The 21,886-nt window shown below is 66.8% G+C and carries 21 protein-coding genes, 1 tRNA gene and 1 pseudogene; 15 read left to right on the top strand and 8 right to left on the bottom strand.

All coding sequences use genetic code 11. The features are described from left to right. Positions 1 to 43: 43 nt before the first annotated feature. Both VIK36_RS15155 and VIK36_RS15150 read right to left on the bottom strand, forming a co-directional pair. The gene (locus VIK36_RS15155) at positions 44 to 316 is read right to left on the bottom strand and encodes an FmdB family zinc ribbon protein (protein WP_324642559.1); all 273 of its coding nucleotides are present in this window, start codon (positions 314 to 316) and stop codon (positions 44 to 46) included. A gap of 111 nt (positions 317 to 427) precedes the next feature. Next, positions 428 to 1,048 carry a 5-formyltetrahydrofolate cyclo-ligase gene (locus VIK36_RS15150; RefSeq protein WP_324642558.1) on the bottom strand — a complete coding sequence of 207 codons (621 nt, stop codon included), beginning with the start codon at positions 1,046 to 1,048 and terminating at the stop codon, positions 428 to 430. Between the two features lie 103 nt (positions 1,049 to 1,151). On the opposite strand from VIK36_RS15150, the gene galU reads away from it, so the two are divergent. From galU to VIK36_RS15130, 4 genes are all read left to right on the top strand, one after another. Continuing rightward, the gene (gene galU / locus VIK36_RS15145; RefSeq protein ID WP_324642557.1) at positions 1,152 to 2,057 is read left to right on the top strand and encodes a UTP--glucose-1-phosphate uridylyltransferase GalU; all 906 of its coding nucleotides are present in this window, start codon (positions 1,152 to 1,154) and stop codon (positions 2,055 to 2,057) included. Positions 2,058 to 2,061: 4 nt separating this feature from the next. Beyond that, complete coding sequence (locus VIK36_RS15140) at positions 2,062 to 2,682, top strand: GNAT family N-acetyltransferase (protein ID WP_159631445.1); 621 nt, start codon at positions 2,062 to 2,064, stop codon at positions 2,680 to 2,682. A gap of 81 nt (positions 2,683 to 2,763) precedes the next feature. Beyond that, on the top strand, positions 2,764 to 3,705 hold the full coding sequence (locus VIK36_RS15135) for a hypothetical protein (protein WP_324642556.1): 942 nt from the start codon (positions 2,764 to 2,766) through the stop codon (positions 3,703 to 3,705). A 132-nt stretch (positions 3,706 to 3,837) separates the two neighbouring features. Continuing rightward, positions 3,838 to 3,913 (top strand) — tRNA-Ala (locus tag VIK36_RS15130). 42 nt (positions 3,914 to 3,955) lie between these two features. Here the strand turns inward: VIK36_RS15130 and VIK36_RS15125 are convergent. Further along, positions 3,956 to 5,052: pseudogene (locus tag VIK36_RS15125) on the bottom strand (DUF2235 domain-containing protein). 178 nt (positions 5,053 to 5,230) lie between these two features. Between VIK36_RS15125 and VIK36_RS15120 the strand changes: the two are divergent. From VIK36_RS15120 to VIK36_RS15110, 3 genes are all read left to right on the top strand, one after another. Continuing rightward, a complete protein-coding gene (locus tag VIK36_RS15120) occupies positions 5,231 to 7,705 on the top strand; it encodes a PEP/pyruvate-binding domain-containing protein (RefSeq protein ID WP_324642552.1) in 2,475 nt (824 codons plus the stop codon). A 122-nt stretch (positions 7,706 to 7,827) separates the two neighbouring features. Further along, positions 7,828 to 7,980, top strand: coding sequence for a hypothetical protein (locus tag VIK36_RS15115; RefSeq protein ID WP_018760353.1), 153 nt, complete (start codon positions 7,828 to 7,830; stop codon positions 7,978 to 7,980). Between the two features lie 224 nt (positions 7,981 to 8,204). Further along, complete coding sequence (locus tag VIK36_RS15110; protein WP_324642551.1) at positions 8,205 to 8,810, top strand: Pr6Pr family membrane protein; 606 nt, start codon at positions 8,205 to 8,207, stop codon at positions 8,808 to 8,810. Here the strand turns inward: VIK36_RS15110 and corA are convergent. Both corA and VIK36_RS15100 read right to left on the bottom strand, forming a co-directional pair. After that, positions 8,807 to 9,802, bottom strand: coding sequence for a magnesium/cobalt transporter CorA (gene corA / locus VIK36_RS15105; RefSeq protein ID WP_255172762.1), 996 nt, complete (start codon positions 9,800 to 9,802; stop codon positions 8,807 to 8,809). The genes VIK36_RS15110 and corA overlap by 4 nt on opposite strands. Beyond that, positions 9,803 to 10,294 carry an Lrp/AsnC family transcriptional regulator gene (locus VIK36_RS15100; RefSeq protein ID WP_255172761.1) on the bottom strand — a complete coding sequence of 164 codons (492 nt, stop codon included), beginning with the start codon at positions 10,292 to 10,294 and terminating at the stop codon, positions 9,803 to 9,805. A 169-nt stretch (positions 10,295 to 10,463) separates the two neighbouring features. Here VIK36_RS15100 and VIK36_RS15095 point away from each other — a divergent pair, with 169 nt between their 5' ends. Further along, positions 10,464 to 11,711, top strand: coding sequence for an MFS transporter (locus VIK36_RS15095; RefSeq protein WP_324642550.1), 1,248 nt, complete (start codon positions 10,464 to 10,466; stop codon positions 11,709 to 11,711). A gap of 28 nt (positions 11,712 to 11,739) precedes the next feature. Here the strand turns inward: VIK36_RS15095 and VIK36_RS15090 are convergent, their stop codons facing one another. Continuing rightward, on the bottom strand, positions 11,740 to 12,243 hold the full coding sequence (locus tag VIK36_RS15090) for an Lrp/AsnC family transcriptional regulator (RefSeq protein ID WP_026265760.1): 504 nt from the start codon (positions 12,241 to 12,243) through the stop codon (positions 11,740 to 11,742). 139 nt (positions 12,244 to 12,382) lie between these two features. Beyond that, a complete protein-coding gene (locus VIK36_RS15085; RefSeq protein WP_324642549.1) occupies positions 12,383 to 13,621 on the bottom strand; it encodes an MFS transporter in 1,239 nt (412 codons plus the stop codon). Positions 13,622 to 13,720: 99 nt separating this feature from the next. Between VIK36_RS15085 and VIK36_RS15080 the strand changes: the two genes are divergently transcribed. Together VIK36_RS15080 and VIK36_RS15075 are read left to right on the top strand one after the other, a co-directional pair. Then, the gene (locus VIK36_RS15080; protein ID WP_255172758.1) at positions 13,721 to 14,695 is read left to right on the top strand and encodes a LysR family transcriptional regulator; all 975 of its coding nucleotides are present in this window, start codon (positions 13,721 to 13,723) and stop codon (positions 14,693 to 14,695) included. An 85-nt stretch (positions 14,696 to 14,780) separates the two neighbouring features. Then, complete coding sequence (locus tag VIK36_RS15075) at positions 14,781 to 15,731, top strand: N-acetylglucosamine kinase (protein WP_324642548.1); 951 nt, start codon at positions 14,781 to 14,783, stop codon at positions 15,729 to 15,731. Here VIK36_RS15075 and VIK36_RS15070 read toward each other — a convergent pair. Further along, positions 15,728 to 16,747, bottom strand: coding sequence for a pirin family protein (locus VIK36_RS15070; protein ID WP_255172756.1), 1,020 nt, complete (start codon positions 16,745 to 16,747; stop codon positions 15,728 to 15,730). The two genes, VIK36_RS15075 and VIK36_RS15070, sit on opposite strands and share 4 nt — an antisense overlap. Positions 16,748 to 16,985: 238 nt before the next feature. On the opposite strand from VIK36_RS15070, the gene VIK36_RS15065 reads away from it, so the two are divergent. The 5 genes from VIK36_RS15065 to VIK36_RS15045 all read left to right on the top strand — a co-directional run bounded on the left by VIK36_RS15065 (position 16,986) and on the right by VIK36_RS15045 (position 21,878). After that, positions 16,986 to 18,086: an ABC transporter ATP-binding protein gene (locus tag VIK36_RS15065; RefSeq protein WP_324642547.1), complete on the top strand. Its 1,101-nt coding sequence runs from the start codon at positions 16,986 to 16,988 to the stop codon at positions 18,084 to 18,086. Further along, positions 18,086 to 18,814 (top strand): ABC transporter permease, encoded by a 729-nt coding sequence (locus VIK36_RS15060; RefSeq protein ID WP_255172755.1) that lies wholly within the window; start codon positions 18,086 to 18,088, stop codon positions 18,812 to 18,814. Before VIK36_RS15065 ends, VIK36_RS15060 begins: the two co-directional genes overlap by 1 nt. Then, on the top strand, positions 18,811 to 19,557 hold the full coding sequence (locus VIK36_RS15055) for an ABC transporter permease (protein WP_324642546.1): 747 nt from the start codon (positions 18,811 to 18,813) through the stop codon (positions 19,555 to 19,557). The genes VIK36_RS15060 and VIK36_RS15055 overlap by 4 nt, the downstream gene beginning before the upstream one ends. Next, on the top strand, positions 19,554 to 20,516 hold the full coding sequence (locus tag VIK36_RS15050) for an ABC transporter substrate-binding protein (RefSeq protein WP_255172753.1): 963 nt from the start codon (positions 19,554 to 19,556) through the stop codon (positions 20,514 to 20,516). The genes VIK36_RS15055 and VIK36_RS15050 overlap by 4 nt, the downstream gene beginning before the upstream one ends. Positions 20,517 to 20,657: 141 nt before the next feature. Beyond that, positions 20,658 to 21,878, top strand: a complete 1,221-nt coding sequence (locus VIK36_RS15045) for a pyridoxal phosphate-dependent aminotransferase (RefSeq protein WP_324642545.1) — start codon at positions 20,658 to 20,660, stop codon at positions 21,876 to 21,878. The last annotated feature ends 8 nt before the right edge of the window (positions 21,879 to 21,886 follow it).

The following is a 21,886-nucleotide window of genomic DNA, read 5'->3' as shown; positions in this document are numbered from 1 at the left end:
GACGCTGGATAGCGCCGGCCGCCGTCGTGAAGTCTGTGCCGGACTAGCTCGCGGCGGCTGCGGGCGCCGGCGCGGCGGGGGCAGCAGCAGGCGCGGCCGGAGCCGCGGCGGGCGCAGGGGAAACCGAGCCGCCCTTGGAATCGCGGGAGTCCGTGCGGTAGAAACCGGAGCCCTTGAAGACGACACCGACGCTGTTGAACTTCTTACGCAGCGTCCCCTCGCACTCAGGGCAGGACGTCAGGCTGCTGTCCGAGAACGACTGGACGATGTCGAAGGCGTGGCCGCAATCCTTGCAGGCGTAAGCATATGTTGGCACTGGTGCTCCTCCTCTTGGGCAAACGAGAGGTCCCGTGCTGCCACCTGGTAAACCATTAGCAGTCGCAGGGCCTGAGTGCTAATTCTATCACTGTGCACGGAACGCCCGTGCTCAGGCGCCACCCGCCAGGGGCCGGTACCCGGAAGGAACCAGGACGGCCGGGACCGGACGGTCGAACTCCTCGGCCGGGATCCGTCCGGCGGGCAGCAATTCATCGTCGTAGATAACAGCGGCCAGCGGAATTTCCTTCCCGGCCGTAGCGAGGTGCCCCAGGAACTTGTCGTAGTAGCCGCCGCCCTGGCCAATCCTGTTGCCGGCCAGGTCCACGGCTGTGGCGGGAATGAAAAGCACAGCGGCGTCGCCGGCGGTTTCGGGCCCATGCCGGTGCCCCGCAGGTTCCAGGATGGGCGCGTACCTGCTGCGCTCGAAGCCGGTGTCCGGAGTCCAGAACACCCAGCTCAACTCCCTGGCCGGTTCGCACACCGGAAGCAGGACCTGGTGGCCGCTGCGGTGCAGGGCGTTGATCAGCGGCAGGGTGGGTGGTTCCTGCCCCACGCCAAGGTATACGCAGGCTATCCCGGGACGGCCTTGCGTCACCGATCCAGCCCAGGCTTCCCCATGGGTGGCCAGGGCCTGGCCGGCAGCTTCCAGTTGTGCCGGCATCAGGCCTGCCCGCCGGTGCCGGTGGGCGGCCCGGATCCTGTCCTTGACAGCGTTAGTCTCCTGCAGCATGTTGTCCTCCCTGAAGCCCGGTGTTCCGCGGCGTTGAAGCCCCGTGCCGGCCTTCGGTGCCGGGGGTTACTGAAATACTTGACGCTGACGTTAGATTAGTCCGGTGAACACCAGTAACCCCAGAGTCCGCAAAGCCGTCATTCCCGCAGCGGGCCTGGGCACCAGGTTCCTGCCTGCCACCAAGGCCATGCCCAAGGAAATGCTTCCCGTCGTGGACAAGCCTGCCATCCAGTATGTGGTGGAGGAAGCCGTCCACGTGGGCCTCAACGACCTGCTGATGATTACCGGCCGCAACAAACGCGCCCTCGAAGACCACTTCGACAGGGTGCCATCCCTCGAATCGACCCTCGAGGACAAGGGCGATACGGAAAAGCTTGCGTCCATCCAGGCCGCGAGCCAGCTGGGTGACATCCACTACGTCCGGCAGGGCGATCCCCACGGCCTGGGGCATGCCGTCCTCCGGGCGAAGCAGCACGTGGGCGATGAAGCCTTCGCGGTGCTGCTGGGCGACGACCTCATCGATGCCCGCGACGAACTCCTCAGCATCATGATTGACGTACAGGCGAAAACCGGAGGGTCCGTCGTCGCACTCATTGAGGTGGAACCCTCCCAAATCAGCGCCTACGGCTGCGCCGACGTCCAGGCCATCGAGGGCGAGGATTATGTTCGCGTCAACCGGCTCGTCGAAAAGCCCTCGCCGGAGGAAGCCCCGTCCAACCTGGCGCTGATCGGCCGATATGTCCTGCACCCCGCCGTGTTCGAAGTCCTCGAGCACACGGAGCCGGGCCGCGGAGGCGAAATCCAGCTGACGGATGCCCTGCAGGAACTTGCCTCCGGTGACGGCGAGGGACATGGCGTGTATGGCGTGGTGTTCCGGGGCCGCCGTTACGATACCGGCGACAAGCTCAGCTACCTCAAGGCCTGCGTCCAGCTGGCCATCGACAGCGATGACCTGGGACCCGGCCTGCGGGAATGGCTGCCGGGCTTCACCGCCGGCCTCTCCCGGTAGCGCCGTGCGCACAGGTCCCATCTGGCCGGCCACCCTCGAGTGCGGCGACTTGGTCCTGCGGCCCATCCGGTACCGGGACAAGAAAGAGTGGACTGAAGTACGGTCGCGGAACAGTGAGTGGCTGGCCCCGTGGGAGGCCTCCAACCCGGACCCGTCCGGCGGCCTCCCGGACTACCGGCACATGGTCCGCTCGCTCAACCTGCAGGCTGCACAGGCTACCGCCCTGCCCTTCGTCATCACGGAGTGGAGGCCGGGCCTGAGGAATCCGGCCATCGTGGGCCAACTGACGGTGTCTTCCATCGTCTGGGGTTCGGCCATGATGGCAACGTTGGGGTACTGGGTGGACCAATCCCGGGCGGGACGGGGGATAGCCCCCACATCCGTGGCGCTGGTAACGGACCACTGTTTCCGTACGCTTGGCCTGCACCGGATGGAAATCAACATCCGGCCCGAGAACGGACCCAGCCTGCGGGTGGTGGAAAAGCTGGGGTTCCGGGACGAGGGGTACCGTCCCCGTTTCCTGCACATCAACGGCAAATGGGCGGACCACCGTTCGTTCGCCCTCACCTCCGAAGAGGTCCCGGAAGGCCTGTTGGGTCCGTGGCTGGCGTCGCGCCGGTCATAAATCCAACGGTTTGCCAGTGGGGGCACGACACACCGCAGCTAATGCGGCCTGAGCAGGCATGATGCTCATACGGTTTTGAGTGTGGACTTCCCCCTTAGCAGCTCAGTGATCCTTGTGGTTGCCGTCGCGCTCTGGATTGTATGGGTTGCCCCTTACGTCCTCCGGAACCGCAGGCACCAGTTCCAGCCCGCCGGCGAGTTCCTGGCAGAGGCCCCCGCCGATGAAAGGCCGGATCCGCATGCCGGCCTGGTCCTGAACGTCGCCGCCCAGCAGGAGAAAGCCATGGAACCCAGGAAGAGTGCCGCATCCGTTGCCGGCACTGCAAGCACCCCACCTGCGGCGCCGTTCCGCATACGCTACGGCCGCACTGGCCTCGCCCTTGTGGGACTCCTCTCCCTGGTGACCGCATTCATCTCAGGTGTGCTGCTTCCCTTCGGCATCGGTTCGCCGGCTCTGCCGATTACCTGCACCCTGGTGACCGTCGCATCCGTCGCACTGCTGCGGTGGCTCGCTGTCCGCGACCGCAAGGCGAGGGTGAACGCTGCCTTCCGCTCTGCCATGAGTGCACCCGCGCGCCGGCCGGAAGACACCGTAGCCCTGCCGGCGAAGCCCGAGGCCGCCCCCGTACTGCCGGAAAGCCAGCTTTTCGACGCCGAGGCGGGGGAGCCAAAGGCCAAGCCGCTGACCGCCATGGAGCTTCGCGAAGCCGCCCTCGCTGTCGCCGTGGCTGCCGGCGACACCAGCGCAGCGGCAGCTGTTCCGGCCGCTCCCGCCAGCACCCCCTGGGAGCCGGTGGAGGTCCCCAAGCCCATCTACGTGGAAGCCCCAAAGGCTGAGCGCCCCGAGCCGAAGCCGCTTGAGCTTCCCGAAGCGCCCAAAGCAGTTGGCAAGCCTTCGCTGAAGCAGGGTGCTTCCGCGGCGCCGGCGGCAGAGACAGTTGCTGCGGCGGAAGCACAGCAGTTGTCCAAGGCTCAGAGCGCCCTCAGCAACCTCGACGACGTCCTGCAGCGCCGCCGCGCATAGGGCCCGGCCGCGCCTTGCGTTCCTCTCCCGCGCATTGCGCGCGTCAATTGGCGTTGAGCGGGGAAAATTTGTAGCCTAGGGACACCGGTTCCGCACCGGCGGGCAGATGCCCGTCAAGGCGTGGATACGTCCGGGGCTATAGCTCAGTTGGTAGAGCGCTTCGTTCGCATCGAAGAGGTCAGGAGTTCGAATCTCCTTAGCTCCACCATTTGCAGGCACCCGGCCGGTTCCGGGGCTGCCTGGTCCCCCCTCAGGACAACGAGGGATTCCCGGACCTTTCCCCCAGATAGCGCACGAGGTTGGGCGGCCGGTAGGTGGGATCGGCATCATGCCGCTTCAGAGCCGACTCTGCCACCCGTTCGTGCGCGGGATCGGTTGACCCTATGGGCCTGACGTAGGCAGGAAGCATTTTCCAAAAACCAACGCGGGATTCCTGGATCGGCGGATACTGGTCGGATGGCTCAGCCGGCGCACCTGGCACGACCCCGGAGGCATCGGGGCGGAAGGCAAGCCCTGCGCTCCGGGTGCGTTCAACGATCCACGCCAGGGCAATGTCGGACAGCAGGGTGCTCCGGTTTCCGCCGCCTACGTCGCCGTGCGTTCCGGTGAACCATACCTGTTCCAGTCTCTGGCTGCCCGGGTCGCCCTGCGGCTGCCCGGGTCGCCCTGCGGCTGCCAGAGTGTCGGGGCGAAAGGCTTTCTTTTCTCATCGATTGCCAAGGCCTGGAACGCGTTGTCGACGGTAGCGGACAGCGCGGTGTCGTGGAAGGCAAACCTGCGGTTGTACCTGTCAATGACAGGTACCCCGGTGAGCGGGATGCCGAGCGACCCCACGGTGTCCCAGACCGCGATGCAATGGATCCGGGTCTCATGGGAGAAGGACCGGCGGAAGAGGGTGGCTTCCACCGAACGCGGGTTGGTGGTGGCAGTCCGGTCCCTGTAGAGGCTGTAGGCGTCGCCCAGCCGTCCCCGGAAACGCCGGCGCAGGATGCCCGCGTTCCTGATTAGTCCAGCGGTACTGCGGGCTGTGTAGGCGCCGCGGCTGAAGCCCAGCAGGAACAGCTCGTCCCCGGGCTGGAAGTTGCCCATGATGAAACGGTAGGCGGCAAGGATGTCGTAGGAGAGCCCTGCGCCGAAAGCGCCTCCACCGAGACGGTCGTGTCGTCCGGCGCCCACGCCGCGATGGTAGAAGACCTTCTGTTCAATGTCGGTGCCGTTCTTGTCCCTGCCGGCCGGGGCGATCCCCAGGGCGAGTTTTGTGACATTGGTAGGGCACGGCTGCCCGTCGTCCGCCTGGTCGGGGGTTGCCCACGTTCCATCGCAGCAAACTACTATGCGCTTGGCCATTTCGTCTTCCTGGGAATCCGACCCTCGCCTGTCCGCGGTCACGGCTTCCATCGGTATACACCCGCACGGGCTTCCCGTCCATACATGCTTTAACGCCGGCGGCTGGGTTGTTGTGTGCCCGGTCCCGGGGGCTTAGCTTGGAGTGAGCAGCGGGCGGAACAGTGTCAGGAGCCCCGGGATGAATGGGACAACGGTCGGCGCCCTGAGGGATTTCGGTGCCCGTGACGTGGCCCTGGCCGGTGGAAAAGGCGCCAACCTTGGCGAACTGGTGCGCGCCGGCTTTCCGGTTCCGCCCGGGTTTATAGTGACCACCAGGGCATACGTTGCCATGCTGGAGGAATCCGGGGTGGGCGGCGAGCTTGGCCGGTTGCTCAAGGCCGGCGCGGCGCCGGCGGAGATCCGTAGTCTTTTCACGGAGGCAAAGATGCCGGACCGTGTCCTCAAGGACATTGCCGGGGCCTATGCAGCCCTGGGCGGGAGTCCGGTGGCGGTCCGTTCCAGCGCCACCGCCGAAGACCTGCCAGGCGCCACATTCGCCGGGCAGCAGGACACCTACCTGAATATCCATGGCGAGGCGGCGGTGGTCCAGGCAGTGGTTGATTGCTGGGCGTCGCTGTGGACGGACCGGGCCATTGCCTACCGCGGCAGGCAGGGCGTGGACCCCGGCGGTGCAGCCATGGCCGTCGTCGTCCAGGAAATGGTGCGCGCCGACGTAGCGGGCGTTATGTTCACCGCCAACCCCATAACGGGTGAGCGCAACGAAATCCTCATCGATGCAAGCCCCGGACTGGGCGAGGCAGTGGTTGCGGGCGAGGTCATCCCTGAACGGTATGTCCTGGACCGGGCGGGCGGGATACGCGCTTTCAGGCCGGGCCGGCATGAGGTGGTTATCCGGGCAAGGACCGCAGGCGGTACCGAGAGGTCCGTTGGGGCGGGGGAATCCGTACCCGGACTCGGGAGCGGCCAGGCGGCTGAGCTGGCACGGTTGGCGGTGGGCGTGCAGGGCCATTTCGGCCGACCCCAGGACATCGAATGGGCGATTGCGGGCGGCCGTGTATTCCTGGTGCAGGCCCGGCCCATAACCGCCCTGCCCCCGCAGCCATTGCGGCTCAACCCGATCCAGCGCCTGCTGGCTCCCTTTTTGCTGGAGATGTTCCAGGTCCGCCCCTACCCCCTGGACGTTTCCGGATGGATGCAGCGCGGCATCCTGGCCATGCTCCACGGCATAGCCGGCAGCGTGGGTGTGTCATTCCCGCCCCTGGAGAAGCTGTTGCCCGAAGAGGACGGCGTGGTGGTGCGGCTGGTTCCGCCGGTACCCCGGCCCACCCTGCGGACGCTGGCAGCCCCGCTGTCCCTCATCCGCCGGGCCAGGCGCTACGACCCTTCCCGGTGGACCCTCGACAGCAGGTTCACGGCCTTTCTGGACAACGTCAACGGGCTGGCGGCCCAAGACCCGCGCCCGCTCTCCTGGCAGGGAGTCGTTTCGCTCGCCACTGAGGCCTTCACCACCATGCGGGGGATCACCGAACTGAGGATCTCGTACCTTCCAGGGATACTCCTTCCGCAACTGGAATTGCGCCTGATGCTGCTGCTATTGGGCAAGCTGAAGCTTGCACCCGCACTCATCGCTGGTGCGGAAACCCGCACCAGCCAGGCCAATACGGCGCTGGAGAATCTGGCTGGCCAGGTCAGGTCCAGTCCGGCCCTGAAACAGGCCTTCAGCAGCCTCCCACCGGGCGAACTGCTGCCCGCCCTTGAGCACCGCCAGGAGTTCGCCGGCTTCCGGTCCGCGTTCGAAGGTTTCCTGGCCGAGTACGGACACCGCGAAACGGTGAGTGTGGTGCTTAGCAGCGCACCCACCTGGTCGGACGCCCCTGAAGTGGTGCTCGGGCTCATCACGTCGATGATGGGTGACCGCCCGCCGGTCCGGGACCAGACCGGCGAGGCGCTCGCGGACCTGATGCGGCATCCTGCCCTCCGCGTGCCCGTCCTCCGCCGCCACGTCCTGTCCGCTGTCCAGGCGGCCAAAGCCGGTATGGCGTTCCGGGAGGACAGCCACTTCCATGCCACTAAAGTGCTGCCGCCCCTGCGCCGGGCGCTGCTGGAGCTGGGGCGCCGCCTGGCCATCGCCGGAGTTTTGGTGGACCCCCGGGAGGTCAACCACCTGCGCTTCGAGGAGCTGGCTGCAATGCCCGACGGCGGCGCGTTGCCGGCGGACGAGCGGGAACGGTACCGCCGCCTGGTGCTGGCAAGGGCTGCCAAGCGCAGGGAACTCGAGGGTATCCCGCTATTGGACCCCGTTTCTCTGTTCGCCGGCTCCCGGCGGCCGCACGGGGTGCTGGCGAGCGGCATGCCGGCCAGCCGCGGCCAGGCAACGGGGACAGTGCGGGTGATCCGCAGCCCGGAGGAATTCGGGTTGCTCAGGAGCGGTGAAATCCTGGTCTGCCCCTACACCAACCCATCCTGGACACCACTGTTCCAGCATGCTGCTGCGGTGGTGGTGGATTTGGGCGGTGCCGGCTCCCATGCCGCGATCGTCGCCCGGGAGTACGGCATCCCGGCCGTCATGGGCACGGGCAACGGTACCAGCACCCTGTCCGACGGGCAGGCCGTGATGGTGGACGGAAGCACAGGGCGGGTCACCGCGGCCTGACCCAAGGCCACACTGTCGGTCGGGCGCGGACGATGCGGGCAGTCCACTGGGCAAAATGCACTTGGCAAAACGCGGGCCCGATGGACGGCCCGATTGAATCATGGGGGCCTAGAGTGGGGCCCATGGGAATCATCATCGGCCTGCTGGTCATCTGGCTCATCCTGTCCATCGTCGGCTTCGTCGTGAAGGGCCTGCTCTGGCTCGCCATCATCGGCCTGGTCCTCTTCGTCGCCACCGGCGTCTGGGGCTGGCTAAAGCGCAGAACCAACGCCTGACGGCATATCCGCCGGCCTGGCCAATGGCTGCCGGTCCGGCCGGCGGTGAACTCCTTACTGCCAAAAGGCCCTAGCCCTTCCGCATCCGCGGCTCCACGCTTTCTCCATGAGCCTCATAGAGCCCGCCGCCGGTCCCACCGGTCCGCCGGGATACCCCTGCCAACCGCGCCCTGCACCCTGACCGTCCCTGGATCCGGTCCGTCCGCATATCTGTCGGACTCTTTGTGCTCGCTGCACTGGTCCAGAAGACGTTCGACGCCACCCTCCCCGGCAATGACGTGGATGTTCCCCAGCTGTACTCGGAGTTTACCGTCCAGGGAAACCTCGTATTGGGGCTCGTTTTGATTGTTTCGGGCGTCCGGCGGCGGGCCCGGCTTCCGCGCTGGTGGGACCACCTTTTCGGAGCCCTGGTCCTGTATCTGGTGATGACGGGCATCATCTATGTGGTGCTGGTGGCTCCGCCGGGAGAACCGTGGTGGAGCTGGGATCTGTACTGGCCCCAGATGGTCCACCACCGCCTGGCCCCGCTGGTGACGGCGCTCGACTGGCTCCTGGTGACACGGACGGTCCGCGGGACGTGGTGGCGGCCGCTCGCTTGGCTGGGCTATCCGGTGGCCTTCCTTGCGTTCTCCTGGATCCGCGGGGGCCTTGACGGGTGGTACGTCTACGACTTCCTTGATCCCACGCTCGACGGCGGGTGGGCCCGGGTGTTCGTTTCCACGGCCCAGGTCCTGGTTGCGTTCCTGGTTGTCTCGGTCCTCGTCCACGCGGCGGGCAACGCGCGGGCGGCGCTGGCGGCGGGAAAGGGACGGCGGGGCCGAAACCCCTAAATCCAGCCCTTCTTTTTGAAGATTCCGTACATGAGGGCCCCGGCGGCAACCATGAGGACCAAGGCGTAGGGATAGCCGGCGGCCCAGTGGAGCTCGGGCATGTTGTCGAAGTTCATTCCGTAGATACCGGCCACGAATGACGGCGCGAACAGGATTGCTGCCCAGGAAGAGATCTTCTTGACTTGTTCGTTCTGCTCGGCGCTGGCCTCGTTCTGCCGGTTGGCGGTCAGGGTTCCGTCCAGGGTCAGGGCGTTCTGCAGCAAGTCCCGGAACGAGTCGGCCCGGGAAATCACCCGCTCCACGTGGTCCTCCACGTCGCGCAGGTTGTGCCGCAGTTCGGTTTCCACCTCGTACTTCTCGAAGCCCCGCTTCAGCTGGTCCAGCATTTCCGGCAGGGGGTGGATGGCGCGCTGGAACTGGATGACTTCCCGTGCCAGTTCGTAGATCCGGCGCGATACCGACGAATCGCCGCTGAACAGCTGGTCCTCGATCTCGTCAATATCATTTTCCAGGCCCGCCACCACCGGCGCGTAGTCATCCACCACCCGGTCCAGCAGGGCGTAAAGAACAGCTTCAGGCCCGTGCTGGAGGAGGTCCGGCCGTGCCTCCAGCCGTTGCCGGACCCGGGCTACGCCTGCCGTTTCCGCATGCCGGACGGTCACGACGAAGTTCTTCCCGGTGAAGACGTGGAGTTCGCCGAACTCCACGGTCTCGTCCACATCCAGGTACCGGGCCGGACGCAGGACGGTGAAGAGGTTGTCGTCGTACCGTTCCAGCTTGGGCCGCTGGTGTGCCGAGACGGCGTCCTCCACCGCGAGGGCGTGCAGCCCGAACTCGTTGGCGACGGCGGTCATTTCTTCCGCAGTGGGACGGTAGAGCCCGATCCATGCCATGCCGCCGTGCCGGGCCAGGGTCTCAAAGGTCTGCTCCAGGCTTTCGGGCTCGGTGTGGCGGACGCCGTTGACGTAGACGGCGTTATCGATGATGGTCATTCAGGAAATCCTAGCCGGGGCGGCGGCACTGCTAAGGCCACTGATGAGCGGCTCGGTCCGGTACGGAATATGGGTGTGCAGGGCCAGGACGGTCTCTGTCCGGATGACTCCCTTGATTCTCAGGACCTGGCGCAAGGAGGACTGGAGGTTGTGGGTGTCGGTGGCAACCACCCGGCACCAGACGTCCCCGCGGCCGGAGATCTCATGGACTTCCAGGACCTGCGGGATGAGGCGCAGCGCCGCCACGACGCCGTCGAGCTCACGGTGGGAGACTTCGATGGTGACGAAAGCCACCACGTCATAGCCCACCGCTTCGAGATCAACTTCGCGGCCGCCAGGGCGCAGTACGCCGGTGCGGAGCAGGCGGCGCACGCGCGACTGGGCGGTGTTACGGGCGATGCCCAGGGAGTCGCTGAGCTCTCCGATCTGGATCCGGGGATCCCTGATGAGGGCCAGGAGGATCTTCAGGTCTGTGGGGTCCAACTTGTTCAAGATCGTCACTCTCCATCATGCGGTGATCCGTAAGTTGATGATTTTGCTCAATTATCCACCTCATTTCGGATGGATAGCGCAGCGGTGCCGCACTCTTGAACCAACACTGTTGTATCCGCGCCGGGCTCCCACAAGGACCACCCGTCGCGGCGATCCCTAAGGCGGCACAATGACGGTCTTCAGCGAACTGCGCATGCGTCCGGTACCGGCCACGCCCACCGGGTGGAATGCCTCCACCACGGCGCGGCTGGTGATTTCCGGGGCGGCCATCTTCATGCTCCTGGTGGGCGCCAACCTTGCCACGCCGCTGTACCCGCTGCTGCAGGCCAACCTGGGACTGTCCAGCCTGGAGGTGACCGCAGCTTTCGCCAGCTATGTCCTGGCACTGGTGGGAACCCTGCTCCTGGCCGGGCACTGGTCGGACCATATCGGCCGGCGGGCCGCCCTCCTGGTCGCCGTGCTGACCGGACTGGCGGGCGGCGGAATATTTGCCGAAGCCCAGTCGCTGGCGGCCCTGTGCGCCGGCCGGGCCCTGCAGGGTATCGCAGTGGCGCTTGCCACGGGAGCCAGCGCGGCTGCCCTGCGTGAGCTGCTTCCCTCGCGGCCGGAATGGGCCTCGCGCTTTACCTTGCTGGCCTCTTCAGGGGGAGTTGCAGCCGGCCCTGTCATCGGCGGCCTGCTGTCCCTGCTTCCCGGCGCCACCACCGCTCCCTATGCCGTCCATTCGCTGCTTCTCGCCGGGCTCCTGGTGCCGCTGTACCTGATCCGTGCCCGCCCCGCCATCATGGTTCCCGCGGTGTCCCGGCCGCTGCATGTCCTTGCGCCGCGCCGGCCCTCCGTGTCCCGCCAGGCGAGGGGTGCTTTCTGGCTGGCATCCGGCGTCGGCTTCCTCAGCTTTGCCGTGTTTGGCTTCTCCCTGTCCCTGGCCCCGGGTTACTTCGCCCAGGTCCTGGGCACGGACTCCCGGCCGCTGATCGGTGTTCTCGCGGGCCTGCCGCTGGGTGCCTCGGCCTTGAGCCAGCTGGTCACCGTGCGGGGTCGTCTGACCGTGCCCGCCGGCCTGGCCGTCCTGGGCGTCTCCGTCATGCTGCTGGGGGCCGCCGGGACCTGGCACAGCCCCGTGATGCTGGTGGGCGCCGCCGTTGCCGCCGGGGTGGGTCAGGGGCTTGCATTCCGGACCGTCTTCAACGATGTGGCGGCGAGGGTGGAACCGGCCCGCCACGCGCAGATCATCAGCACCGTCTACGTCATCACCTACCTGGGAAGCGCGGTGCCGGTCCTGGGGCTGGGCTGGGCCAGCGCCGCGTTCGGCATGGCAGTGGCCGTACAGGGCTTCGTCCTGCTGTGCGGCGCAGCGGCCCTTGGCCTTGCCGGGGTGACGCTGGTCCAGTCGGCAAGGCGGCACGCCGCCGCCTGAGCCATGGCCGCTGGCGCCGTTTCCGCTTCTAGTCCGGAAGCGGGCCGTGGTTGCCCTGGATGTGTTCGAAGACGAGGGTGGTTTCGGTGTGCCCCACCACAGGATCGGTGGCCAGGTTGTCCAGCACCCAGTCCCGCAGGTCTTCGGTGCTCCCGACGGCGATGTGCAGCAGGTAGTCGACCGAACCTGAGGTGTGGAAGGTGGACAGCACGGCGGGCAGGTGCGGCACGCGGGCGGTGAAACGGTCGATCTGGTCCCTGTCGTGGGCGCGGAGCCGGACGGCCACCAGTGCCTGCACGGACCTGCCGATGGCTGACAGGCTCAGCTTCGCCTCGTAGCCCTGGACGATGCCCCGCTCCGAAAGGGCACGGGTACGCATAAGTGCCGTCGAGGGCGCAATCCCCACCATCTCGGCAAGCTGTTTGTTGGAAATCCTGGCATCCGCCACCAGTGCGGCGAGGAGACGCTCGTCGATGGCGTCCAGCGGCTCCAGGTGCGCCCCGGGCCTGGTGTTCCTTGCATTCGTGCTCACTGCGGTTCCTTCCAAGCGGTCCTGGTTCATCCTAGACCGCAGAATCGCCGCGAGCTGCGCAGCAGGCGCGCGTCAAGCCGAACATCCAAACCCTCACGAGGCCTTGTGAAGTTGGTTAATTCGCCCGCGGCGCCCCTGCTCAGGAGGCGCGTTGTTCCGCCGGCGGATGGACGACGGCGACAGTTGCCGCAGTCAGGCACGCCAGGACCATGACGGCTCCCGCAAGGGCGTTCCAGCCCCAGGCCTGGAAGACCAGGCCGCCGGCCCAGCCCAGCAGGCTGGAACCCAGGTAGTAGGCGAGGTTGTACAGTGACGCCGCCTGCGCCCGTCCGGTCCTGGCGATGGCGCCCGTCCAGCCGGAGCCGATGCTGTGGGATGCAAAGAAGCCGCCCGTAAACACCACCAGCCCGGCCAGGATCAGGACCAGGGACTGGGTAAGTGTCAGGGCCAGTCCTGCCAGGGCCAGCGCAAGTCCTGCCAGCAGCACGTTCCGGCGGCCGTACCGCGTGGTCATCCCCGCCGCCCAGCGGGAGGAGAACGTGCCGGAAAGGTAGGCCAGGAAGATCAGGCTGATCACCGTGGCCGGGAGCCCGAACGGCGCACCGGACAACCGGAAGCCCAGGTAGTTGTAGACCGCCACGAACCCGCCCATCATCAGGAATGCCTGGGCGTACAGGGCCAGCAGCCTGATATTCCGCAGGTGGCCGCCGAGGGTCCTGATGGCACTGCGGAGGCCGGAAGCCGGGGCCGGGACGAAACCCCGGGCGCGGGGCACCAGGACAAGGAATGCGACGGCGGCAACGGTCGCCAGCAGGGACACGGCCAGCGCCGCGGACCGCCATCCCCAGAGCTCGCCGACCGGCCCCGCCACCAGCCGGCCGGACAGTCCTCCCAGGGTGGTGCCGGCCACGTAGCTTCCCGCGGCCAGGGCGGCGTGGGCTTTGCTGACCTCCTCGTTCAGGTAGGCAATGGCAATGGCGGGTATGCCGCCCAGGGCCATTCCCTCCAGCAGCCGCAGGACCAGCAGCATGGTGAAGCTGGTGGACATCGGCACCAGCAGCCCCAGGATGGTGGCCGCGGTGATGCCCCACATCATGGCCTTCACCCGGCCGATCCGGTCCGCCAGGAAGGACCACGGGATCACGGTGGCAGCCAGGCCAACGGTTGCGAGGGAAATGGTGAGGGCGGCCTCGGCGGCCGTGATGTGCAGGTCGGCCGCCAGGAGGGGGAGGACCGCCTGGGTGGAGTAGAGCTGGGCGAAGGTGGCCACACCCGCGCAGGACAGGCCGGCCAGGATCCGCCCGTAGGCCCTGGATCCTTTGGTATGGCCGTTCCAGAGGGGGGAAGCGTCAGTGCCGGCGCTTGCGTTCGGTGGCATCCGCCCAGCGTAGTCCGCCCTCGATGGATGCTTCCAATGCATACCTCATGCAAAACTGATAGCAGGATTGGATTGCTTGCCGCAAAGGGAGAGGCCGTCATGGAACCCGACCGGAAACAGCTGGCGCAGCTGCTGCCCCTGCTGCCGGTACTCGCTGAGCTGGGCCGGACGGAGCATGTGACGGAGACGGCGGAGCTCCTCGGAGTACCCCAGTCGACGGTGAGCCGGGCACTGGCGAGGGCAAGCGCCGCCGTGGGCACGGAACTCCTGGTCCGGGACGGCCGGGGAGTGCGGCTGACTCCTGCCGCCCGGACACTGCTGCCCTACATCGAGCAGGCGCTCGCGGAGTTCCAGGCCGGACTGGACCTGGTGCGCAATGAGTCCGAGGTGGTCAGGGGCACCGTGGCCGTGTCTTTCCAGCACACCTTCGGCGAGGCAACCCTGCCGCTGCTGATCAGCGCCTTCCGTGCCCGGCATCCCGGGACCGGCTTCCGGCTCAGCCAGGGCGCCCGGGACACCTGCCTGGACGAGTTGGCAGCGGGGGAGGCGGACCTGGCCCTCACTGCACCGGTGGCGCCGCCCGGCAAGAACCTCGACTCGGCGCCGCTGTACCGCGAGCCGCTGCGCCTGGTGGTGCATCACGCCCACCCGCTCGCCCGGCAGCGGATGGCCCGGCTGGCCGACATCCGGACGGAGCCGGTGGTGGTGCTCGGGCCCGGCTATGGGCTGCGATCCCTGACCGACGCTCTTTTCCGCGAGGCCGGGTACCGTCCGCGGATTGCCTTCGAAAGCCAGGATTCCCACACCGTCCGCGGCCTGGTTTCTGCCGGCCTTGGCGTCAGCATCCTGCCGCCGGGCGGGGACGCCCCTGGCCGGACTCCGCGTCCCGAAACCGGGGACCTGGGGTGGGTGGAGGTTCCGCTTGACTCGGCACTCGCCTTCCGGGAAGTTGGCGTCAGCTGGCGGCGCCGGAAACCGGAAAGCGAGCCGGTTCCGGCCCGGCTTTTCCGCGAACTGGTGGTGGGGCAGGGGCCGGCGTTGCTGGCCGGGCTGGTCACCAAGGCAGGCCGTTGAGCCGGAAAATGTCCGACGGCGGCTGCTGGCTTCCGGTGCCGGGGCGGCGGGGCGCCAAACATCATGGGGCAAGTACCCTTGTGACGTGACAAACACCCAGAACCCCTCTGCCACTCCTTTTGACCAAGCGGCAGGCTCCCCGGCCAGTCCATTGCACGGCATCACGATCGGGCTGGACATCGGCGGCACCAAGACCCATGGCATCCGTTTCGAGGACGGCCTCCCCGTGGCCGACGAGTCGGCCGGAAGCTCCAACGTCCAGAATGTCAGCCGCGAGCAGGCGGCACGCAACCTTGCGGACCTGTTCGCCAGGATCGGCAGAGGACACGTGGACCGGGTGTACGCGGGATCCGGCGGAATCGATACCGATGAAGACGCGGCCGCCCTGGCTGCGCTGATCCAGCCCCTGGCTCCCGAAGCACGCGTCACCGTGGTCCATGACTCCCGCCTCCTGCTGGCCGCGGGCCGCGCAGTCACCGGAGTAGCGGTCATTGCGGGCACTGGATCGGCCGCGTGGGGACGCAATGCCGACGGCAGGGAGGCCAGGGCCGGCGGTTGGGGCTACCTGCTGGGGGATGAAGGCAGCGGCTACTGGCTGGGCAGGGAGGCGGTCCGGCACAGCCTGCGCAGGATGAACCAGGGCCTGCCCGTCGACCAGCTCACCGCGGCCCTCCTGGCCTCCTGCGGTCTGGACCATCCCAACAAGCTCATCGCCTTGTTCCACTCACCGGACACCGGGAGGCGCTTCTGGGCCCAGCAGGCCAGGCACGTCGTGGAAGCCGCGGCCACCGGGCACCGGGACAGCGCAATATTGCTGGAGCAGGCCGGGCAGGACCTCGCTGCCCTGGCCGGTCAGGTGCTGGGCCAGCTGAAAATCGAAGGTCCGGTGATCCTGGGTGGCGGTCTCGGCATGAACGTGGCGCCCCTGCAGGAGTCCTTCCGCCGGAACCTTGCCGAAACCGGTGTGACGGAGGTCAGGGTGCTGGACCAGGAACCGGTGTTCGGCGTGCTGCAGTTGGTGGCCGAACCCGCTTAGCCCACGGAACGCTTCCGGGGCGTCAGCCGGACACCGGGGAGTGGGGGAGCGGGAATCCGGCCGGCCTCCGCCCCGGCATCCGGGCCGTGGCCCGGCACCAGGCCGTAGCGGGCTGCAGCCGCTTCAGCGTCCGGCAGGCCGGCCTGCGCTTCCCAGTCGTCCCTGGCCTTTTCCACTTCGTCATGGGTGCGGCCCACAAAGTTCCACCACATCAGCAGTTCCTCACCAAACGGCTCCCCGCCGATGAGCAGGAACCTCGTACCGGGGAGTGCCTCCACCCTGAGTTCGCTGCGGCCGGTGCCCAGGTAGCCCAGCGGTCCCGCGGGCAGGTCCTGGCCGTCCACCGCCAGGCCGCCGTCGAGCACCAGGATGCCGTGCTCAAAGCCGGGGTTCAACGGCAGCACCGCGTCCCCTTGGCAGGAAACGTCCGCGCCAACGATCGGCGAAAACACTGTTGCGGGGGAGGCCACCCCTGCAAGCTCTCCCACCATGACGGTCGCCGTGAAGCCCGGGCCGGCGGCGCGCGGCAGTTCGCGGTGCTGCTCGAATGCAGGCTCCCGATGCCGGTCCCCGTCAGGAAGGGCAACCCACAGCTGCAGGCCCTGCTGCAGCGGCAACTCCCCGCCGCCGGCAGGCAACACAGCGAACTCGGAGTGGGATACGCCGTGGCCTGCTGTCATGATGTTCAGCTCCCCGGGACGGACCACCACGTCGCTGCCCACGCTGTCCCGGTGGTGGATGTGCCCTGCCAGCGGCCAGGTCACCGTCTGCAGCCCGATGTGCGGATGGGGAAGGACGGACATCGCAGTCCGGTCCGGGCCGAAACTGTCCAGGAAGCACCAGGCCCCGATGGTGGGGAGGCCGCGCTGGGGCAGCGTACGTTTGACGTTCATGGCGCGGACCCCGCCCAGGGGCACTTCGCGTTCAGGCCACAGCTGCAGGCAGGGGCCGGACGTCCCTCCTGCGGGGGCGGGCGGGCAAACTTCCTGCTGCGGCGAAACTTCCAAGTTGGTCACGCCTCCACTTTAGGCCGGGCTGCGGCGCCCCGACAGGAGCCGCTGTGTGTGCGGATCCTGCGGAACCCATCCATCCCGGTTGGGGTTCCGAATGGTTACAGTAGGGATTCCTTTGCGCGGATTAGGGCCTCAGCTGCTGAAGCCTGCCACCGTTTGGGCTACCGTAACTATCAGCGTGCTTATGGCAATGTCGCGGTGCTGGGAACAGCCCGTCCAAGAGAACAGGTAAGTCCGCACCATGGACCAGGCGATGATCGAGTTCCAGAGCGTTACCAAGCAGTATCCGGGCGGCCAGCCGGCTGTGGACGGGTTGTCCATGTCCATCGCCAAAGGTTCCGTCACCGTCTTTGTGGGTCCTTCCGGCTGCGGCAAAACAACGTCCCTCAGGATGATCAACCGGATGGTGGAACCCACATCAGGCACCATCACCGTGGACGGCCGGGATGTCACCTCGGTGCCGGCGGCGGAACTGCGGCGGTCCATGGGCTATGTAATGCAGTCCGCCGGGCTCCTGCCCCACCGCTCCGTCCTGGACAACATCGCCACCGTTCCGCGCCTGAACGGGGTCTCCAAAGCGGACGCCCGGAAGCGTGCCCGCGAACTCCTGGACGTGGTGGGCCTGGCGCCGTCGCTTGGCGGGCGCTACCCGTCGCAGCTTTCCGGCGGCCAGCAGCAGCGTGTGGGCGTGGCGCGCGCCCTCGCTGCGGATCCGCCCGTGCTCCTCATGGATGAGCCGTTCAGCGCGGTGGACCCCGTTGTCCGCGACGAACTCCAGCACGAGCTGCTGCGACTGCAAAAGGATCTGGCCAAGACCATAGTTTTCGTGACCCACGATATCGATGAGGCCACCATCCTGGGCGACAAGGTGGCTGTCTTTGCCACCGGCGGCAGGCTGGCCCAGTACGCCTCGCCCGAGGAGATCCTGCGGGCGCCGGCCAACAACTTTGTGGCATCCTTCGTGGGGCGCGACCGCGGCTTCCGGCACCTGGGTTTTTCCCCGTCCGACGGCGTGGCGATCCACCCGGTGCCCACGATCATCCGGGCCTCGGGAGGGTACGAGTCGGATTCCAGCGCTGCCGGCGGCTGGCAGCTGGTGGTGGATGCGGACAAGCGTCCGCTGGGATGGTCGGCACCCGGCACGGAGACTGAACTGATCCCCGGGGGCTCGCTGTTCCGTCCCGGAGAGAGCCTCCGCCGCGCCCTGGATGCGGCCCTGTCCTCGCCGTCCGGCCTTGGCGTTGCCGTGGACGCCGACGGCGTGGTCCTGGGGGTGGTCCGCGGCGGTGAGGTCCTGGCGTTGATCGAAGAAGCGCGCCAGGTGCGGCAGGCTGCCCTCTGATGGAATGGTTCCTGGCCAATACCGGCATGATCCTGGAGCGCGGCGGCCAGCACCTGGTGCTGGCGCTGGTCCCTATGGTCCTGGGCCTGCTCATTTCCATCCCGCTGGCACAGTTGGCGCGGCGAAACAGCGCCTTGCGTTCCGTGGTGCTGACAGCGTCATCCCTCCTGTACACCATCCCGTCCCTCGCGCTGTTCATCATCCTGCCCACCATCCTGGGCACCCGGATCCTCGATCCCCTCAACGTGGTGGTGGCGCTGACCATCTATGCGGTGGCCCTGCTGGTCCGCGCTGCCCTGGATGCCTTTGATTCCGTTGACGCGGATGTCAGCCAGGCCGCGCAGGCCATGGGGTTCAAGCCGGTGGCCCGGTTCCTGCAGGTTGACCTGCCCCTCTCCTTGCCGGTCATGTTCGCCGGTCTGCGGGTGGTGTCGGTCAGCAACATCTCGCTGGTCAGCGTTGCGGCCCTCCTGGGCGTCGGCAACCTGGGCATGCTCTTTACCGACGGGCTGCAGCGCGACTTCGTCACCGAGGTAGTGGTGGGCATCGTGGCCATCCTGATCCTCGCATTGCTCATGGACGCCATCCTGGTCCTGCTGGAACGCGTGCTCACTCCCTGGGAGCGGGCCGGAAGCCGGCGGGACCGCAGTTCAGGGCGTCTCCCATCGGAAGCACCTGCCGCAGCGGAGCGCTTTGCACGGCCGGAGACCGGCGGTGGCAACGCGTGAGTAACGTCTTCGCCGATACCTTCGCCTGGCTTTCGGATCCCCTGCACTGGTCCGGAAGCATGGGCATCCCCGTCCGGCTGGGGGAGCACCTGCAGTACACGGGGCTGGTCATGCTGATCGCCACCGCCATCGCGGTTCCCGTTGGTCTCTTCGTGGGGCATACGGGAAGGGGACGCGTTGCTGTCGTTGCCCTGGCCGGTGCCCTGCGCGCCCTGCCCACCCTCGGCCTGCTGATCCTGTTCGTACTGCTGGCCGGCATCGGACTGATGCCCCCCATATGGGCCCTGGTGATCCTCACAGTCCCGCCGCTCCTGGCCGGAACCTACGCCGGGATCTCCAGTGTGGACCGGAACGTGGTTGATGCTGCCCGCGCCATGGGCATGACGGAGCTGCAGGTCCTGCTCCGGGCCGAACTGCCCAACGCCCTCACCGTCATGTTCGGCGGGTTCCGGACCGGCGTGCTGCAGGTGATCGCCACTGTCTCGGTGGTGGCGTACATCAACCTCGGCGGACTGGGCCGGTATCTCTTTGACGGACTGGTCCTCAGCGACTTCCCCCAGATGCTGGGAGGTTCCCTCCTCATCGCTGTGCTGGCGATCGCCGTCGACCTCGTCCTGTCCCTGTTCCAGAGGCTGTTCCTCACCCAGGGCGCCTCAAGACTGTCCCACCGCAGCCAGGAGGCCGCGGTTGAACTCACAGACCCCGTAGTTGCGGAGACTGTTGTACAAGGAGGTAAGTCATGAAAGATAGCCGTCCCCAGCGCCTCGGCAGGCGGGCGTTCAGCGGCCTTGCCGCCGGGCTTGGCCTGGCAGTGGCGCTGTCAGCCTGCGGCGGTTCGTCCGATCCGCTGAAGAACGCGCCCGCATCCAGTGCCGGCGCTTCCGGCGGAGCCACATCCCTGGTGGTGGGTTCCGCGGACTTCCCGGAAAGCCAGATCATCGCCGAACTGTACGCGGGCGCCTTGAACGCCAACGGAATCACCGCCACCACCAAACCGAACATCGGCTCCCGCGAGGTCTACTTCAAGGCCGTCCAGGACGGTTCGGTGGATGTGGTGCCGGACTACAGCGGCAACCTGCTGCTGTACGTGGACAAGGAAGCCAAGGAAGTCTCCGCAGGGGACATCGCCAAGGCGCTGCCTGGCAAGCTGCCGGACGGGCTCGGGGTCCTGGACGTCTCCAAAGCTGAGGACAAGGACGCCATGGTGGTCACCAAGGCAACCGCGGAGAAGTACCAGCTGAAGTCCATTGAGGACCTGGCCAAGGTCTGCAGCCAGATTGTCGTGGGAGCCCCGGCCACCTTCGCCGAGCGCGCTTACGGCCTGCCCGGGCTGAAGAAGAACTACAACTGCGAGCCCAAGAAGCTGGAACCCTTCAGCGACGGCGGTGGCCCGGTGACGCTCAAGGCGCTGCTGGAGGACCAGGTGCAGGTGGCCGATATCTACACCACCACGCCGTCCATCGCGGACAACGACCTCGTGGTGCTGGACGATCCCAAGAACAACTTCATCGCCCAGCAGGTCCTGCCGCTGTACAACAAGGCCAAGATGACGGACAAGGCCAAGGAGGCACTGAATTCGGTGTCCAGCACCCTCACCACGGATGACCTGATCAACCTCAACCGTGCCGTCAGCGGCAGCCAGAAGCAGGACGCCAAGACGGCAGCAACCAACTGGCTCAAGGAGAAGGGCATCGTCAAGTAGGTCCGCGATCCCTGCCCCTGGGCAGGTACACGCAGGTGACGACGACGGCGGCTGCCGGACTTTCGAAGGTCCGGCAGCCGCCGTCGGCCATGTGGCGGATGTCTCAACGGCCATGCATCCTTCCTGTGGCATATTTGAGGGATGGCAGAATTCAGGCAGTCCACGAAGCTCAACAACGTCCTTTATGACATCCGTGGACCGATCCTTGAAGCCGCCCAGCAGATGGAGGCGGAGGGCCACAGGATCCTCAAGCTGAACATCGGGAACCCGGCGCCGTTTGGCTTCGAGGCACCGGACGCCATCCTCGTGGACATGATCCGCCACCTGCCCCACGCCCAGGGCTACAGCGATTCGCGTGGCATCTTTTCGGCGCGCACCGCCGTCTCGCAGTACTACCAGACCCGCGGAATCCAGAACATCCACGTTGACGACATCTACCTGGGCAACGGTGTCAGCGAGCTCATCACCATGTCCCTGATGGCGCTGCTGGACTCAGGCGACGAGGTGCTCATCCCCACGCCGGACTACCCGCTCTGGACAGCGTCCGTGGCGCTCGCCGGCGGCAAGCCGGTGCACTACCTCTGCGATGAAGAGTCCGGCTGGCAGCCTGACCTGGAGGACCTGGAAGCCAAGATCACACCCCGCACCAAGGGCATCGTGGTCATCAACCCGAACAACCCCACCGGCGCTGTGTACCCGGAACAGACCCTGAAGCGCATCGTGGCCCTGGCCGAAAAGCACGGCCTGGTGATATTTGCCGACGAGATCTACGAAAAGATCCTGTACGAGGACGCCGTCCACGTGAACCTGGCCGGCCTCACCGGCGACCACGTCCTGTGCCTGACCTTCAGCGGGTTGTCCAAGGCCTACCGCGTCTGCGGTTACCGGGCAGGCTGGATGGCCATTTCAGGACCCAAGAAGGATGCCGCCGACTACCTGGAAGGCATCAACCTCCTGGCCAACATGCGCCTGTGCGCCAATGTGCCGGCCCAGCACGCCATCCAGACGGCATTGGGTGGCTACCAGAGCATCAACGACCTCATCCTCCCGGGCGGCCGGCTGCTGGAGCAGCGCAACAAGGCCTACGACATGCTGAACGCCATTCCCGGAGTCAGCACTCAGCAGGCCAAAGGCGCCCTGTACCTGTTCCCGCGGCTTGACCCCGAGGTCTACCACATCCGGGATGACGAGAAATTTGTCCTTGACCTCCTGAGGGAACAGAAGATCCTGGTATCGCATGGCCGTGCCTTCAACTGGGTGCGCCCGGACCACTTCCGCATGGTGACGCTGCCCAACGTGAAGGACATCGAAGAGGCTATCGGGCGCATGGGGGACTTCCTAAGCAGGTACCAGGGGAACTAGCCTGTGCT

Origin of the sequence: Pseudarthrobacter sp. LT1 (assembly GCF_035621795.1) — a bacterium.
Classification (GTDB): Bacteria; Actinomycetota; Actinomycetes; order Actinomycetales; family Micrococcaceae; genus Arthrobacter.
Note: the sequence above shows the minus strand (reverse complement) of the source record. Positions and strands in the feature narration are given on the sequence as shown.

Bases quoted from the DNA above. Each gene is read 5' to 3' on its own strand.
- VIK36_RS15085 (WP_324642549.1), bottom strand. From the start codon at position 13,621: ATGCCACCGAACGCAAGCGCCGGCACTGACGCTTCCCCCCTCTGGAAC.
- VIK36_RS15150 (WP_324642558.1), bottom strand. From the start codon at position 1,048: ATGCTGCAGGAGACTAACGCTGTCAAGGACAGGATCCGGGCCGCCCAC.
- VIK36_RS15120 (WP_324642552.1), top strand. From the start codon at position 5,231: ATGAATGGGACAACGGTCGGCGCCCTGAGGGATTTCGGTGCCCGTGAC.
- VIK36_RS15060 (WP_255172755.1), top strand. From the start codon at position 18,086: ATGGAATGGTTCCTGGCCAATACCGGCATGATCCTGGAGCGCGGCGGC.
- VIK36_RS15080 (WP_255172758.1), top strand. From the start codon at position 13,721: ATGGAACCCGACCGGAAACAGCTGGCGCAGCTGCTGCCCCTGCTGCCG.
- VIK36_RS15095 (WP_324642550.1), top strand. From the start codon at position 10,464: ATGACGGTCTTCAGCGAACTGCGCATGCGTCCGGTACCGGCCACGCCC.
- corA (WP_255172762.1), bottom strand. From the start codon at position 9,802: ATGACCATCATCGATAACGCCGTCTACGTCAACGGCGTCCGCCACACC.
- VIK36_RS15065 (WP_324642547.1), top strand. From the start codon at position 16,986: ATGGACCAGGCGATGATCGAGTTCCAGAGCGTTACCAAGCAGTATCCG.
- VIK36_RS15050 (WP_255172753.1), top strand. From the start codon at position 19,554: ATGAAAGATAGCCGTCCCCAGCGCCTCGGCAGGCGGGCGTTCAGCGGC.
- VIK36_RS15115 (WP_018760353.1), top strand. From the start codon at position 7,828: ATGGGAATCATCATCGGCCTGCTGGTCATCTGGCTCATCCTGTCCATC.
- VIK36_RS15045 (WP_324642545.1), top strand. From the start codon at position 20,658: ATGGCAGAATTCAGGCAGTCCACGAAGCTCAACAACGTCCTTTATGAC.